This is a genomic window from Shewanella sp. 125m-1 (assembly GCF_052977065.1).
Map to the genome: position 1 here is coordinate 1 of NZ_JBRILT010000002.1, position 15894 is coordinate 15894.

Genomic DNA, 15894 nt, shown 5'->3' on the forward strand with positions numbered 1-15894 from the left:
TAGTCAGCGAGTTGAGCTTGCTGTTCTGTGCTGAGAAATGCAGGTCTTCCTGTACGCGGTTTTTCTTGCAGCCCCGCTAGCCCTTCTTCTAAATAGGCATGTACCCACTTATTGACGCTGGTTCTGCTCACTTTTAAAAATAGTGCAATTTGAGTTCGAGATTTTCCATCCTGAAAATGAGCCAGTGCAAGTAGGCGCATCTTCATTTGGATAGATTTTTGCTCACGAGCTAGAGCTGTAAAGTCAGTATTTTTAAAGTTATCCATAACCACAAATGAAGAGAATACGATGAATGCAATTAGATCATGTTTTTACTTAGATTGGTATTATTCCAATGGGGACAATAGCAATCATATTACTCATCCAGTTTTTACAAACTAATTCAATGAGAATAGATGATGAAGTGGGATTCCTTACGAAGTTATTTAATGCTGAAGTAGGAAGTCCAAACCCGCCTTAAAAAATGAGCTTTAACGCTTCATATGCAGCGCTAACAAACATAAACCTAGTTCGATTATGCTCGATACGTCGTAAACACTAATACCAATCAGTATAAAGATTTGGTCGCTCAGCGAGAGTTTAGCGGCACTGAGACAAGGTCATTAAATACTCCTCGGTAACTGCTCCTGCGTTACTCTACCTCCTATATCCATATAGTCGTGCATTAATGACATTCACCACATCTGACCTCCAGGGATGGAGGAAATGTCTTATGTATGTCGGGAACATACAAGACCATGTGGTTTACAACGAGTGAAGAGCATAGTTGAACTAGGTTAAGCTCCCTCTTGTTCCATAAGAGTTACAGTATCAGAGCCGCCAAAACTCGCCATTCTGGCGCGTTTTTGGCTGCCTACTACTGCGTTGAACAACTTCACAAGGATCAACCATTCTTTCAGTTATTCGCCTTGAATCAGTTTGCCAAAAAACGTTCTGAGTAGATCAACTTCTTATACTGATTGGTATAAGGTCTTGTATCCCGATTACATAGACATTTCCATCTGATGCAGCGAATTTCATTAATACACTACTGAAAGGATTCAGTAGGCTAAGTAGCGCAGGTGCTGTTACCGAAAATGCTATGCCACCAAACTCGAACCAGTGAGCGATTAACGACCAGTCTCTGATGCGCTAAACGCCGTTGAATGTTCACCGCTTTATACTGCTGAGGATCATTGGCGATACCACGACAATAGCCTCCCTTTATCATCGCTAATCAACTTAATGTAATAGCTATAAAACCCTGATTAATGATATTTACCAAGCAGATTTATAATATCTATCGCTATCAATGCAATCGTCAAAAACTCAATCGCTAAACATCTAAGTTTTCCGTAAATTGCCATTAACTATGTGACTCCACTCAGCGATAAAGCCTAAAAGCTAAATTGCATAAAATTGCAATTTGGCTTTTATCGCTCCTCTCTGTTCTATTTTCTGAATTCATTTTCCAGTAAATGCACTATTAAATTATAAAGAAATGGCCGTGAAAGCTTGTATATTGATGGATATTCAATTTATCGGCTTTAATAGTGATGATTTGTTAGTAGCTATGAGTTTGTGATGATTTTTATGGTATGACCAATTTACAAAGTGGTCGCAATCTTGTTATATATTGGTTATTGTTTTTGTCTGAGGTTGCCATTTGACTGCTAAGCAGTATCTGAAATGAATGGAATGAATTGCATAACATGTGAATGTTAAGTGAATTTATATTGGCTGATCGCCACGTTTGTTCACAATAAAGTGTCTACAAGAGGAAGAGATGGCTTCAATATCTGAACAGTTATATGACGCACTGGGGATCATGGTTCTAGGCATGACACTGGTATTTGTTTTTTTGAGTATGCTCATTTTAGCGATGAATTTGGTTGCTCGAAAATTTGGCCCTTTGCCACAAGAAAATATGAGTCAAGGCCCTTCGACTCAACAACAATCGGATCAAGCTGCTGTAAGTCCTTTAATGACTGCGGTGATCACTGCAGCAATTCATCAGCATCGTAAGAAAGTATAATAAAAGTAGGGAGTATTCGTATGAGCAAGCCATTGGCTTTAACTGATGTGGTCCTAAGAGACGCACACCAATCTATTCTCGCTACTCGTTTGCGTACCGAAGATATGTTACCCATTGCGCCTTTACTCGATAAAGTCGGCTTTTGGTCATTAGAATCATGGGGCGGTGCCACATTTGACTCCTGTATTCGTTATCTTGGAGAAGATCCGTGGGAGCGGATCCGTGAACTGAAAAAGGTAATGCCTAACACCCCTCAACAGATGTTACTACGAGGACAGAATCTGCTGGGTTACCGTCATTATGCCGATGATTTGGTGAATCGCTTTGTTGAAAGAGCTTATACCAATGGTGTTGATGTTTTCCGCGTATTCGATGCGATGAATGATGTGCGTAATCTTGAGACGGCGGTTAAGTCTGTTGTTGAAGTCGGTGGCCACGCCCAAGGAACTCTATCTTATACCACAAGCCCGGTACACAACTTAACTACCTGGGTCGATATGGCTAAGCGCATAGAAGATATGGGGTGTCATTCGCTCTGTATTAAAGATATGGCAGGTTTATTAAAGCCTTTTGAAGCCTTCGATATGATTAGCCAAATCAAATCGCAGACCGATCTCATTGTCTCTTTGCATTGTCATGCAACCACAGGTCTAAGTACTGCTACGTATCAAAAAGCTATAGAAGCGGGTATTGATGTGCTCGATACTGCTATCTCTTCTATGAGCCAAACCTATGGTCATAGCGCAACAGAAACCTTAGTGGCGATGGTTGAAGGAACAGATAGAGCGACAGGTTATGAAATGGCCTTGCTGGAAGAGATTGCTGCGTACTTTAGAGTTGTGCGTAAAAAGTATGCCGCATTTGAAGGTGAATTAAAGGGGATCGACTCACGAATTTTACGGGCACAAGTTCCTGGTGGCATGTTAACGAATATGGAAAGCCAGCTAAAAGAGCAAGGTGCTGGCGATAAGTTAGATCTGGTTCTAGAAGAGATCCCTCGCGTTCGTGAAGATTTAGGCTTTTTACCCTTGGTCACGCCGACGTCACAAATTGTGGGTACACAGTCAGTCATTAACGTGCTTACAGGCGAGCGTTATAAGTCGATGACTAAAGAAACTGAAGGGGTGTTGAAAGGTGAGTATGGCGCGACGCCAGCTCCGGTTAACGCTGAGCTGCAACGACGAGTATTGGCTGGCAAAGAGGCTATTACCTGTCGACCAGCAGACCTACTTGAGTCTGAATTAGATAAATTACGCATAGAGCTTAAAGACAAAGCGGCTGCCGATGGTATATCGCTTGCTAAAGAGCTTGATGATGACGTACTTACTTATGCTTTATTCCCACAAATAGGCCTTAAGTTTTTAAGTAATCGCAATAACCCCGATGCGTTTGAACCTAAGCCTGACGTGGCTGCTAAAGCGCTTGAAGAGGCTAAAAAGGCGGAGCTTGCTGCTGCCAATAAGCAAGGACCTGAAACCTATACGGTGACCGTACAGGGGCAAAGCTTTGTTGTTGAAGTTGCAGAAGGTGGCGACATTAGCCAAATAACCCCGGCAGAAAACGTTGTGCCGTTTGCAGCGCCAAACCATGGGGCTGCCCATGCACCAGCGATTGTTGATATGGCTGCAGTTAAGCATGAGCAGAATGCTCCGCTTTCAGGCAATATTTTTAAGGTACATGTATCGCCAGGTGATAGTGTCAAAGAGGGCGATGTGGTGATTATTCTTGAAGCGATGAAGATGGAAACGGAAGTGCGCGCCGAAGCTGATGGGGTGATCTCAAAGGTTTGGGTTAAAGAAGGTGATGCAGTCACAGTTGGTAGTCAACTGTTAGCATTGGCGTAGGGGTCATCATGGAAGGATTAATCGCGTTTTGGTCTGAGTCTGGTATTGCTAATTTTACCTTAGGCCAATTGTTGATGATGGGTGTTGGCTGCCTATTGTTATATTTAGCAATTGCAAAGAAGTTTGAGCCTTTGCTACTGCTACCGATTGGATTTGGCGCAATACTGGCCAATATTCCCAACGGTGGGTTTACCGATGAAGGTGGACTACTCTATTTCGCTTATCACGTAGGCATTGAAACTGGGATCTTCCCTCTGCTTATCTTTATGGGAGTCGGGGCGTTAACGGATTTTGGTGCACTTATCGCTAACCCTAAAATGCTGTTACTTGGCGCAGCGGCTCAGTTTGGTATTTTTGCGACCCTTTTAGGGGCTATCGGGCTGAACTTGATCCCAGGGTTTGAGTTCTCGATGACTGACGCGGCAGCCATTGCCATTATTGGTGGGGCAGATGGGCCAACGGCTATTTTCTTAGCCTCTAAACTTGCGCCGGATCTGCTTGGTGCTATTGCCGTTGCCGCATACTCATATATGGCACTGGTACCATTAATTCAACCGCCTATTATGCGTTTGCTTACAACTGAATCTGAGCGTCAAATTAAGATGGAGCAGCTGCGTGAAGTGAGCAAGAAAGAGAAGATCATCTTTCCGCTGATGGTGCTCGGGCTTACCATCTTAGCCTTGCCTGCAGCAACCCCATTGGTTGGCATGTTCTGTCTTGGTAATTTGATGCGTGAATCAGGTGTTGTCGATCGGTTATCAAACACTGCGCAAAATGAACTGATTAATATTGTGACCATATTCTTAGGTCTTGCAGTTGGTTCTAAGCTGTCAGCAGAACAGTTCTTACAGATGGAAACTTTAGGTATTTTAGTACTTGGTGCAGTAGCATTTGCTATTGGTACTGCTACGGGGGTACTTATGGCAAAACTGATGAGCAAACTCTCTGGTGGTAAAATTAATCCATTACTGGGCGCTGCCGGAGTCTCGGCTGTACCGATGGCTGCGCGAGTGGTTAACAAGGTTGGCCTAGAGTCGAATAACCAAAACTTCTTGTTGATGCATGCCATGGGGCCGAATGTTGCTGGTGTATTAGGCAGTGCGGTAGCGGCGGGGGTATTACTGGCGGTTCTTGGCTAACAAGCTTTGACTACTATTTTATGAGTGCTAGTTTAAGACCTATTTTTAGTACTAGCCTGAGCTTTAAGCACTTGTTTGGGTACTAGCTTGAGCATTAGTTTGGGTTAACGGGTTAACGGGTTTTGGGTTGACCCATTATTAACTCGTTCTTAGAACTGACAGCCTTGTAGCACATAACCGAAAAGTCCTGCTCTTTAGTAGGACTTTTTTATGCCTTATTTTTCAGCCACTAACGTGCAGTGGTTCGCTTTTAGGCACTAATGTTTTTGCACTGAGTTTTAAGTTCCGATGGTTGTGTACGCCAACGGTTTTATAGAACTATGCCTATATTTCATCTTCCTTTCGTGTTGAATGAGCCAACAACACTTGAGTCGAATGCTTTCTTGTACTGATCAATATTAACCTTGTTATAGAGGGTTAATACTTGAGGTTTTGACCCGCAGTGAGCCAGAGTAAAAATACCAGTGCAAAAATGATGGTCAGGCTGATGCCGATGATATAGAGAAACCCCGTCTTTCCTTGCTTTAATGGTACGCCGTTATAGTTAAGAAAAAGTGCCCATGCCAGCGAAAGCAGTATCGGAAGAATGAAGAGTTTTGTCATATCTAAGCGCTCCAAAATAGTCTGTATTCTTAGTAGAATATTGAAAAGTATAAAGTAAAAAGGCCGCGATTGCGGCCTTTTTATTGAATGACAAGTGAGTACTAGTTACTAGCTTGCTCTACAGGGGCATTCTCTTGGGCGTAGAACTGCATTTCATCAAGCTGGCCCTCTGATTTACCAATCACAACGGCGGTCATCATGTCGCCAGTGACGTTCGTTGCTGTGCGGATCATATCGATAATACGGTCGACTGCAGCAATAAAAGCGATACCTTCAAGTGGCAAACCGACAACGCCTAACGTTACTGTTAGCATAACCATTGCGCTGCCGGGTACACCAGCGGTGCCGACAGACGCGACCGTTGCGGTTACAGCGATAAGCATATAGTCAGTCATATCTAATGAAATGCCATAAATCTGGGCGATAAAAATAGCGGCAATAGCAGGGTAAATTCCCCCACAGCCATCCATGTTCATAGTGGCACCTAAGGGCAGCACAAAAGAGCCATAGCGCTTAGAAACGCCCATAGATTCCGTGCAGCGCGTGCTGGCAGGTAAAGTGCCAAAACTTGATGCTGTGGTAAATGCAACGATTTGCGCAGGTATCGCTTTACGGAAAAACTGCATCGGGCTTAACTTGGCGGCAAACTTAATTAAACCACCGTAGACAAAGATAATATGGATCAATGCGGCTAAGTAGATAGCACCGATAAACTTACCTAATGGCAGCAGAGTTGATAAACCGTATTCGCCAACAACCCAAGCCATTAAACCAAATACACCAATTGGGGTAAGTTGTAACACCATACGGGTTAACTGGAACATGACTTCTGCACCCGCTTCGATAGTGCGTTTTAATGGTTCAGCTTTTTCACCTACTTTATTAATCGCAATGCCAATCAAAGCTGCAAATATGATGATCTGCAGTACCTTGCCCTCAGCCAGCGAGGCAAACGGGTTGACAGGGATCATATCTAAAACGACTTGAGCAAATCCAGGTACATTTCGCTCACGAACTTCGGTCGCTACCAGCTCCATGGAACCGCCCATATCGATAACTGAGCCGACAGTTAAGCCTATCAGTGAAGCGATTGTGCCAGTAAACATGAACATGGCTAAGGTTTTAAAGCTGAGTCTTTTTAAACTGACTTGGGAGCCTAGCGAAGTGATACTGACAACGATGGCGCAGAATATTAACGGTGCGACTAACATCTTAATCGCACTAATGAACAGATCGCCCAGCGGTTTAAGTACCGTTGCAGACTCACCAAAAATGACGCCAACGCCGGCGCCTAAGATAAAGGCAGCTAATACTTTCTGCCAAAAAGGGATACTTTTAATTGCTTGCCACATTGTTGAAATTCCAAAAATTTTATTTTTCTAAAGTTACTTTACGGGGGAATCGGTGTTCACTCCAGTAATAGTTTGCAGGCAACCTCTAACAAGGTTTACATTTAGTTACCCAATGATGCTCATTCTATAGATAGTGTGGCGTGTATCACAAACCGATTTGGTTATAACATATTGTGATAAAAGAGTTTGTTTTAATAACTTTAAATTTTAACTTGATTGCAACAAGGTGGTGTTTTTATTTCATCTGTGAAAAAAATTGCATTAATTCACTCGATAAGGAATTTTACTCCTGATGTTGTTGTCGATAAATAAGTGTATTCTTTGCTTCAATTGTTATTAAAAACGGCATATTTTTAGGTTAATTATTTGAAATTACACCGCTGGTTGTTTTATCTGTAGTGGGTAATACTAGGTGCATTAATATACAGCATGGCAAAAGATGCTAATAACGCCTGTTGGAAAAGGAGAGAGTCATTGAAAAAATGGATATTGGCCGCAGCGGTAAGTGCTGCATTATTGGGATGTGCTGGACAGCAACAAAATTCAATACCGCTACCAGAAGGGGTGGTCTTACTTGAAACGGTAGGTTTTAGTAATGATGAAGTTGGGATCCCATACCGCAAATACCAATTAGCGAATGGCTTGACGGTAATTTTACATGAAGATCACTCAGATCCTTTGGTACATGTTGACGTCACTTACCATGTGGGATCTGGCCGTGAATTAGAAGGACGCTCAGGCTTTGCCCATCTTTTTGAACATATGATGTTCCAAGGTTCTGAAAATGTTGGGGATGAACAGCACTTTAAGATGGTGACTGAGTCTGGCGGTACCTTAAATGGCACCACCAATACCGACCGTACTAACTACTTTGAAACTGTACCGAATAATCAGCTGGAAAAAATGCTCTGGTTAGAATCAGATCGCATGGGCTTTTTCTTGCCAGCATTAACAGAAAAAAAGTTTGAAGTTCAACGCGAGACCGTTAAAAATGAACGCGCCCAACGAGTAGATAATCGCCCATATGGTCGTATGGGAGAGCGTTTCAATCAAGCATTTTACCCACAAGGTCACCCCTATTCATGGCCAGTGATCGGCTGGCCTGAAGATTTAAATCGTGCAGATGTAGAAGATGTTAAGCATTTCTTCCAGCGTTGGTATGGCCCTAATAATGCAACCTTAACCATTGGTGGTGACTTCGACGAGCTGCAAACTCTTGCTTGGGTGAATAAGTACTTCGGTGAGATCCCTGCAGGCCCAGCAGTCGACGCGCCAGTGAAAGAGTTAGTGACTCTTGATGCGACGCGTTACTTGTCGATGGAAGATAGAGTCCACTTACCCTTACTGCGTATTGGTATGCCAACCGTTTATGCCCGCCATGAAGATGAAGCTGCGCTGGATCTGCTATCAAATATCTTAGGTGGCGGTAAGACATCACTATTTTATAAGAACTTAGTCAAAGATGGATTAGCAGTACAAGCGGGTGTAAGTCATCCTTGCCAAGAGCTAGCTTGTCAATTTTCTATGTACGCGTTAGCAAACCCTGCTCGTGGTGGTAACTTAGCTGAAATCGAGCAAGCGATGCAGGACTCTATTGCTGAATTTGAACAGCGCGGAGTGACCGATGATGATCTTGAAAAAGTTAAAGTTAACTTTGAAGCGGGGACGATATTCGGCTTGCAGAGCGTACAAGGTAAGGTGGCAAGTCTAGCCTTTAATGAAACCTTCTCTGACAACCCAGATATGATTGGCTTTGATTTGGCTCGTTATGCAAACGTCACCAAAGCTGATGTGATGCGTGTGTTTAACAAATACATCAAAGATAAGCCCATGGTGGTAATGAGCGTCGTGCCCCAGGGGCAAGCTCAACTTATTGCTAAAGCAGATAACTTTGTTGCCCCTGCCGAGGTGGTCGCTTCTGTTGCGGTTGAAAACGTAGCGATTAAGCCACAGCTCACCTCTGCATTTGATAGAAGTATTATTCCAGCAGCAGGTCCAACGCCAGTACTGAGAATGCCTGAGCTTTGGACTGGTGAGCTTGCCAATAAAATCCAGGTCATTGGTACTCAGACGAGCGAAACGCCAACGGTTGAAATCGTTATCTATCTTAATGGCGGTCACCGCTTATTAGATGTAAACCAAGCCGGTCTTGCTAGCATGACAGCGTCAATGATGAATGAGTCGAGCAAGAAGCGCAGCTCTGAGGAGCTCACTCAAGCGTTAGAAATGCTAGGCAGCAATGTGAGTTTCAGTGCAAGTGGTTATCAAAGCCAAGTTAAAATCTCATCATTAGCAGTTAATCTTGATAAGACCATGGTCATAGTCAAAGAGAAGCTATTTGCCCCCGGTTTTACCGCTGCCGATTTTGAGCGAGTGAAGCAGCAAAAGTTACAACACTTACAGCGAGAGCTTACCGAGCCTAACTATCTGGCTTCAACGGCGTTTAGCGGTTTGTTATACGGCGAAAATAGCCCATTTGGTGTAAGCTCTGGCGGTTCAATTGCCACTGTTTCAGCAATGACGTTAGATGACGTTAACGCCTTCTATAAGCAGCAATATACCGCAGGTAATGCGCAAATAGTGGCAGTAGGCAGCTTGAATGAAGCGCAGATGCTAGCAAAACTTGCTACGCTTTCTAGTTGGAAGGGGGTCGCAACGCCTTTGCCAGAGCTTGCAGCGTTACCCAAGTTTGAGGGTGGAAAAATCTATATTGTAGATAAGCCAGAAGCGGCCCAATCTGTGATTAAGATTGGTAAGCGTGGACTTAAATATGATGCAACGGGCGAGTTCTTTAAATCGTATTTGATGAACTACCCACTGGGCGGTGCATTCAATAGCCGAATTAACCTCAACCTTCGCGAAGACAAAGGTTACACCTACGGCGCAAGAAGCTATTTCTCAGGTGGCCCAGAACTCGGTTTTTACCAAGCAACGGCTAGCGTGCGTAGTGATGTGACGACAAAGGCACTAATTGAATTTATCAAAGAGATTAATGCTTTTCAGGAAACAGGGATGACAGATAAAGAACTCGAGTTTATGAAGAGTTCAATCTCACAGTCCAAGGCATTAAACTATGAAACGCCATATCAAAAAGCGGGCTTGATGCGTAATATTCAGCGTTATAATTTGGACGATAACTACAGTGAGCAGCAAACTGCAATCACTAACAGTATTGGCCTAAATGAACTCAATCAACTGGCTAAAGAGCAGTTGAATTTAGACGATATGGTGATATTGGTTGTTGGCGACCGAGCTCAAATTGAGTCTGAATTATCAACACTTGGTTATCCAATTGAAATTTTACAGTTGTAAAAGACATAATTAGTCCATATATCCGAGAGATGGTGCTAAATCTATGGCATCATCTCATCGTTTATTATGCTGGCAGTTAACTAAACGCTAATTTGGTACGACTTGAAATTTAAGTTGTCTATAGCGGGTCTGACTGAATTGCTATATGGGTAAAAGTCACGTACTAGAGAGTAATGTATTGAAATCTTTCAATGAATTAGTAGGTAAGTTGTCGGATACGGCAAGTCGTCAAGCGCTAAGAACAATGCAACGAGGCATTGAGCGTGAAGCGTTAAGAATTGAAAAGTCGGGTCATCTAGCGTTGGATAAACATCCACAAGCGTTAGGTTCGGCGTTAACCAATTCGCGGATCACCACAGATTATAGCGAATCCCTACTTGAGTTTATTACTCCTGTTTTTGAAGATATCGATGAATTAGTCGAAGATTTGACCTTAACTCATGCCTATAGTGTCCGGCACTTAAATGGCCAACGACTGTGGCCTGTAAGTATGCCGTGCTACCTTGGCGATGCGGGTGATATCCCCATTGCGGATTACGGTAGTTCTAACACTGGCCAAATGAAACGTTTATATCGTAAAGGGCTGACCTATCGATATGGCGCTCAGATGCAAATTATTTCAGGCGTGCATTTTAATTTTTCTGTTTCAGACCAGCTCTGGGACAGGCTGTATGAGCTATCGGATAAATCTTTAAGCTTAGAGGATTTTATCTCAGAGTCTTATTTCGGTCTCATTCGTAACTATCGTCGCCTAGTCTGGGTATTACCGTATTTATTTGGTGCATCACCAGCGCTTTGCAGCACATTTATTCAAGACCCTAAGACGAATAACTTTCCTTTTGAAGTCATAGGCAATGGCACTTTGTATTTGCCATATGCCACCTCTTTACGGATGAGTGACTTAGGTTATACCAACCAAGAGCAAGACAACTTAAATATTAGTTACAACAGCTTAGCTTGTTACTTGGAAGGGATGAAATCCGCGATTAATATGCCTTCGGCTAATTTCGCAAAAATTGGCGTTAAAGTAGATGGCGAGTATCGTCAGCTTAACGCCAATATTTTACAGATTGAAAATGAATTCTACTCGCCTATACGTGCTAAACGTGTTGCGAAAGGTAATGAGAAACCGTCAGAATCACTTGCTCGAGCAGGGGTTGAGTATATAGAGGTCAGAGCATTAGATGTTAACCCTTATAGCTCAGTGGGTATTGAAAAGTCACAGATCCGTTTCTTAGACCTTTTCTTATTGAACTGCTTATTGCAACCTTCAGCGGCATCTGATGCAAGTGAAGAGGCGGAAATTGCCGCTAACCTACAAGCTGTCGTGCTTGAGGGGCGTAAGCCGGGGCTTATGTTAACCCGTTCAGGTGAGCCGCTGAGCTTAAGTCATTGGCTTGAATCATTGTTTGGTGATCTTAGTGATATCGCTTCACTACTTGACGATGACGGCCGAGATGATTACCAGGTTGCGCTGACTAAGTGGCACAAAGCCGTTAATAATCCAGACGAAACCTTGTCGGGACAAATTATTAAAGGACTAAAACAAGACCAAATAGATCATAGTGACTGGGTGTTACAGCTTGCAGAGCAGTACCATCAAGAACTCAAAAACTATCCTCTGTCAGAGGCTGTGACAATGCGCTATGAGCAAGACGCAGTTGTATCACTCGAGAAACAAGCGAAGCTAGAAGCTGAGCCAAGTGTGAGCTTCGATCAGTTTTTAGTTGATTATTTTAAGGCTTAACCTTGGTGACTAAAGGGTTCAAAAATATATTAAGTTTTACTGCATTGGTATTGCTGGTATCGGGTTGTGCAACTCAACCTGATACCGCCAATCAATGCGGTATCGTTGCGACGTATATGGAGCCCGACCACGACGCTGATATTTATCGCGTCGTGGTAACTCACCTAGATGGAAAGCCTGTTATATCTAAACCTTATTATCGGTTAAGTGTAGGTAAACACACCTTTACTCTTGCTGAGTTGATTGATGCACCGAATTTGAAGGTCAAACTTAGCGCTCGCATCCCTAAAGAGCTTACGGTGAATGTGGCACATAATGAGCGCTATCATATTGGTGCCAAGTTTAATGTCGACAAAGTTTATCGCGGTAATGATAAAGGTTTTTGGCAACCGGAAGTATGGCAACAAGAGCCCCATGACTGTGAGCTTCAACCTGCCCAGTAGGGGGAGGTAATCGCGGTAGGTTCGAGCTACTCTCATCTGATTTACAACACAATTCCCATAACGCTCAATTGCATCTTTAAGCTATCAGTGTGACACTATGGCTTTGCTATTACTGTCAGTTGGTATCTTTTTTTATGAAATGGCCCGCGTTATTTACGACTGTTATTTTAGCGACCCTATTGACTGGGTGCGCGACTCCTCCTCCAAAAGATCCCGAAAATCTTTGTTCGATTTACACAGAGAATCGCTCCTGGTATAGCGCTGCAAAAGATACCCGCGAAAAATGGGGAGTACCGATACATGTTCCTTTAGCCATGATGTATCAAGAGAGCTCTTTTAAGCACAATGCTGCTCCACCGATGGAATATTTTTTAGGCTTTATTCCTATTGGCCGAGCAAGTGATGCTTATGGCTATGCGCAGGCAAAAACCATGACTTGGGATGACTACGTTAAGGAAACTGGTAACTCCTGGTCGAGTCGAAGTAACTTTGATGACGCTATGGATTTTATGGGATGGTTTATTTACAAAACGCACAAAATCAATGGCGTGTCCAAGTGGGATGCTCGTAACCAGTACTTGAATTACCATGAAGGTTGGGGGGGCTATAAACGCAAAACGTATAATCAAAAAGCATGGTTAATCAAGGTTGCTGGCCGTGTAGATGAGCGTTCTAAGCGATATGCAGCCCAATATAGGCAGTGTCAGGAGGATCTTGATTCATCCTGGTTGTGGCGACTGTTTTTTGGGTAGTCGATACTGACCTATCCAGACAAAATGAGAACAGGTTTTAGCACTAATATTTACATCAAGCTCTAAAACTAAAATTAACATCATGCTCTAGAGCTAAGAGTAACAACTAAGCTCTCGAGCCTTGCGTTAAGAAATAAGCGCCAATAAGCAAGTGCCACTAATATAAACGCTAATAAATCGCTAAATGACTTTACATAACAGCCTCTGCATTTGCGGGGGCTTTTTATTGATAATTTGTCTGAGTTGAGGCCTTTTTGCCTCGTTTATGTTGATACATCAGTCTATCAGCCGCTTTAAAGCTGGTATTTAAATCCCCTTGGTAGTCAGCGATGCCGTAACTGAACTGAATATCGGGCATAGATTTATAAGCAGGTTTGTCGCTTAAGTGCTGCTCTGCTAGCATTTGCCTGATCTGTTTAAGATCTTCTTCAAGCTGCTCTAGCGGTCCGTGGCATAGGGCAACAAATTCATCACCTCCATAGCGAGCAATCAAGTGTTTACTATGCCAATGCGTTTTTAGCGTACTAGCAAAATACAACAGGGCTTTATCGCCTGCCTGGTGTCCGTCACTGTCATTAATTACTTTTAGATTATCAAGATCTAACACGACCAAATAACTGCCAAAGTGCGCTTTAATCTTCCAGTTGTTAACTCCTTCTTCAAAGCGTTGACGGTTATAAAGTTGAGTTAAACTATCAAAATTGGCTAATAAGTTAATTTGACGTGTCTTCTGATAAAGCGCAATAGCATTCGCCGCTTCATGAGTTAGGATTGCCACCAAGTTTCTGTCGTAATGACTAAAAGCGTTAATTCTTGCACTGTCTAAATTCAGCATGCCATAGAGAGCACCGTCGATATGTATTGGGCTGGATAAGGTTGAACGAATAGGTGCCTCAGGTGCGGTGAGCAAGACTTGTTGTTCGGCGGTGCTTAGGGTGCTATGGGCATTGATATTGGCCATATCATCGATGACTACGACTCGGTCACATTTGCCTTTGGTCAGCAGGTATTCGAAAGACTGGCTGAGATTGAATTTAACTTGTCTGAGCTTGTTGATATCAATGCCGACGGTGGACTCAAAGTGCAACTCCCCAGTGTTGGCATCCACTTTTATAATCGATCCCATCTCAGCGCCATCAATACTACTGACAGATTTCTTGAGTAACGCATCAAGAAAGGCGCGCTCATCTTGGTAACGATTAGCAATATTGACCAATGCAAAGGTGGTATCGTTAACATGAATGACCTGCTGAAGATGCTCCCATAATCGGTTCAATCGACCTTGATGGAAGTAATAACTTAAGCTGTAACCTAATAAATAGATAATTGCGACTAAGACTAAGTTAGCGACAGAGTTTGGCGTCGGGCTGATACGAAAGAAAATGCCCCAGCCGATGAGGAGTAATAGCATTGGAGTTCCTAAAAGCGCGAGATGCGTTTTTAGACCGACTGAGTCTATCTTTTTTTTCTTCAAGCTATCTTTAATGGGCATTATGAATATCCTTATTCGTAAATCTCACCATTGATGTGCCGTCGATGTCGCTTAAAAAGTGCTTATATTCAGCTTTATGACTCACTTTCCACTCTCATTTCTAATTCACTTATAAATCGACACTACCTATATACAAGTAAAATACACTGCTGACAACGTCGAGTATCGTACTAAATCTCATCTCATACTATATACATAAAGCCGGGTAGGTTTAGAACTTAATATCTAGCATTCTTTCCTGCTAAATTTTGTAACTACTTTACCACTAAATTAGTGCTGAATTAACCAGGAGTTATCAATTTTTAAGCTGTTAATTAACCATGCGCTTGTTTGCTACACATATGTATTAATAAGTGATTTTCAGCTTTTGAAAACCCAGTGATAACGGCGTCGCAGGCTTAGGGGAAGCCTGTTTACTCAATGCGCTTAATGTCATTATAATGCGCGCAAATATAATAATGCACCGCCCTACAGGACTTAACATGAGCCAACCATTTGTTGCAGTATTAATGGGGTCAGATTCAGATCTGCCTACAATGCAAGCCACCCTCGATGTGCTTAACACTTTCGGAATTAAGTTTGAAGCAAAAGTGACTTCGGCTCACCGAACGCCTGCAGCTACGCATAGCTACGTAACTGATGCAGAAGCGCGTGGTTGTAAAGTCTTTATTTGTGCAGCAGGTCTTGCTGCGCACCTAGCTGGTGCGGTCGCGGGTATTACGACTCGCCCTGTTATCGGTGTACCAATTGATTGCGGCCCACTACAAGGACACGATGCACTTTTATCGACAGTGATGATGCCTGGGGGCGTACCTGTAGCAACGGTGGCTATCGGTAGCGCAGGCGCTAAAAATGCAGGTTATCTTGCCGCGCAAATGTTAGCCGTTGGCGATGATGCCCTTGCTGTGGCCGTTAAAGAAGAGCGTGCTAAGTCTGCTGAAGCTGTTGCAGCTAAAGATGCCGCTCTACAAGCCAAGCTCGCTTAAGTTAATCAGTCTATTCTGAATACGTCTGTTAGCAATGAAATGCCGCTAAGATAGTTTTTCTGGGCGGCACTTTTATGGGTTACGTTCTTCACGCTACTTAGTCATATTGCTGTTAATTCTTGTCTCAGATTGCTGTTCTTCACTATTATGGCTAATGCTAGCCACCTCATAAGTTATTGCTTGAGCTAAGCACTTGCAATATAGGTTTAA

The 15894-nt window shown here is 43.1% G+C and carries 12 protein-coding genes; 8 read left to right on the forward strand and 4 right to left on the reverse strand.

Going from position 1 to position 15894, the window contains the following annotated elements; translation table 11 throughout:
- The coding region (locus ACVBIK_RS01150) for a helix-turn-helix domain-containing protein (protein ID WP_447168883.1) at nt 1-266 on the reverse strand (266 nt) is incomplete at its 3' end.
- 1499 nt (nt 267-1765) lie between these two features.
- Between ACVBIK_RS01150 and ACVBIK_RS01155 the strand changes: the two genes are divergently transcribed.
- The 3 genes from ACVBIK_RS01155 to ACVBIK_RS01165 are packed head-to-tail and all read left to right on the forward strand — an operon-like array spanning nt 1766 to nt 4997.
- Nucleotides 1766-2014: an OadG family transporter subunit gene (locus ACVBIK_RS01155; protein WP_447168884.1), complete on the forward strand. Its 249-nt coding sequence runs from the start codon at nt 1766-1768 to the stop codon at nt 2012-2014.
- A gap of 20 nt (nt 2015-2034) precedes the next feature.
- Complete coding sequence (gene oadA / locus ACVBIK_RS01160) at nt 2035-3858, forward strand: sodium-extruding oxaloacetate decarboxylase subunit alpha (protein WP_447168885.1); 1824 nt, start codon at nt 2035-2037, stop codon at nt 3856-3858.
- An 8-nt stretch (nt 3859-3866) separates the two neighbouring features.
- Entirely contained in the window at nt 3867-4997 is a 1131-nt protein-coding gene (locus ACVBIK_RS01165) for a sodium ion-translocating decarboxylase subunit beta (protein ID WP_447161108.1), read from the forward strand.
- 417 nt (nt 4998-5414) lie between these two features.
- Here ACVBIK_RS01165 and ACVBIK_RS01170 read toward each other — a convergent pair whose 3' ends face one another.
- Both ACVBIK_RS01170 and ACVBIK_RS01175 read right to left on the reverse strand, forming a co-directional pair.
- A complete protein-coding gene (locus tag ACVBIK_RS01170) occupies nt 5415-5600 on the reverse strand; it encodes a hypothetical protein (protein WP_447161109.1) in 186 nt (61 codons plus the stop codon).
- Nucleotides 5601-5701: 101 nt separating this feature from the next.
- Complete coding sequence (locus tag ACVBIK_RS01175; protein WP_447161110.1) at nt 5702-6952, reverse strand: dicarboxylate/amino acid:cation symporter; 1251 nt, start codon at nt 6950-6952, stop codon at nt 5702-5704.
- A 474-nt stretch (nt 6953-7426) separates the two neighbouring features.
- Here ACVBIK_RS01175 and ACVBIK_RS01180 point away from each other — a divergent pair, with 474 nt between their 5' ends.
- The 4 genes from ACVBIK_RS01180 to ACVBIK_RS01195 all read left to right on the forward strand — a co-directional run bounded on the left by ACVBIK_RS01180 (nt 7427) and on the right by ACVBIK_RS01195 (nt 13206).
- The gene (locus ACVBIK_RS01180) at nt 7427-10264 is read left to right on the forward strand and encodes a M16 family metallopeptidase (protein ID WP_447168886.1); all 2838 of its coding nucleotides are present in this window, start codon (nt 7427-7429) and stop codon (nt 10262-10264) included.
- A gap of 145 nt (nt 10265-10409) precedes the next feature.
- On the forward strand, nt 10410-12011 hold the full coding sequence (gshA, locus tag ACVBIK_RS01185; RefSeq protein WP_447168887.1) for a glutamate--cysteine ligase: 1602 nt from the start codon (nt 10410-10412) through the stop codon (nt 12009-12011).
- Between the two features lie 2 nt (nt 12012-12013).
- On the forward strand, nt 12014-12454 hold the full coding sequence (locus ACVBIK_RS01190) for a hypothetical protein (protein ID WP_447161113.1): 441 nt from the start codon (nt 12014-12016) through the stop codon (nt 12452-12454).
- A 134-nt stretch (nt 12455-12588) separates the two neighbouring features.
- On the forward strand, nt 12589-13206 hold the full coding sequence (locus ACVBIK_RS01195; protein WP_447161114.1) for a transglycosylase SLT domain-containing protein: 618 nt from the start codon (nt 12589-12591) through the stop codon (nt 13204-13206).
- Between the two features lie 223 nt (nt 13207-13429).
- Here the strand turns inward: ACVBIK_RS01195 and ACVBIK_RS01200 are convergent, their stop codons facing one another.
- Entirely contained in the window at nt 13430-14698 is a 1269-nt protein-coding gene (locus ACVBIK_RS01200; RefSeq protein ID WP_447161115.1) for a sensor domain-containing diguanylate cyclase, read from the reverse strand.
- A gap of 482 nt (nt 14699-15180) precedes the next feature.
- Between ACVBIK_RS01200 and purE the strand changes: the two genes are divergently transcribed.
- Nucleotides 15181-15684, forward strand: coding sequence for a 5-(carboxyamino)imidazole ribonucleotide mutase (gene purE / locus ACVBIK_RS01205; protein ID WP_447161116.1), 504 nt, complete (start codon nt 15181-15183; stop codon nt 15682-15684).
- Nucleotides 15685-15894: the final 210 nt, after the last annotated feature.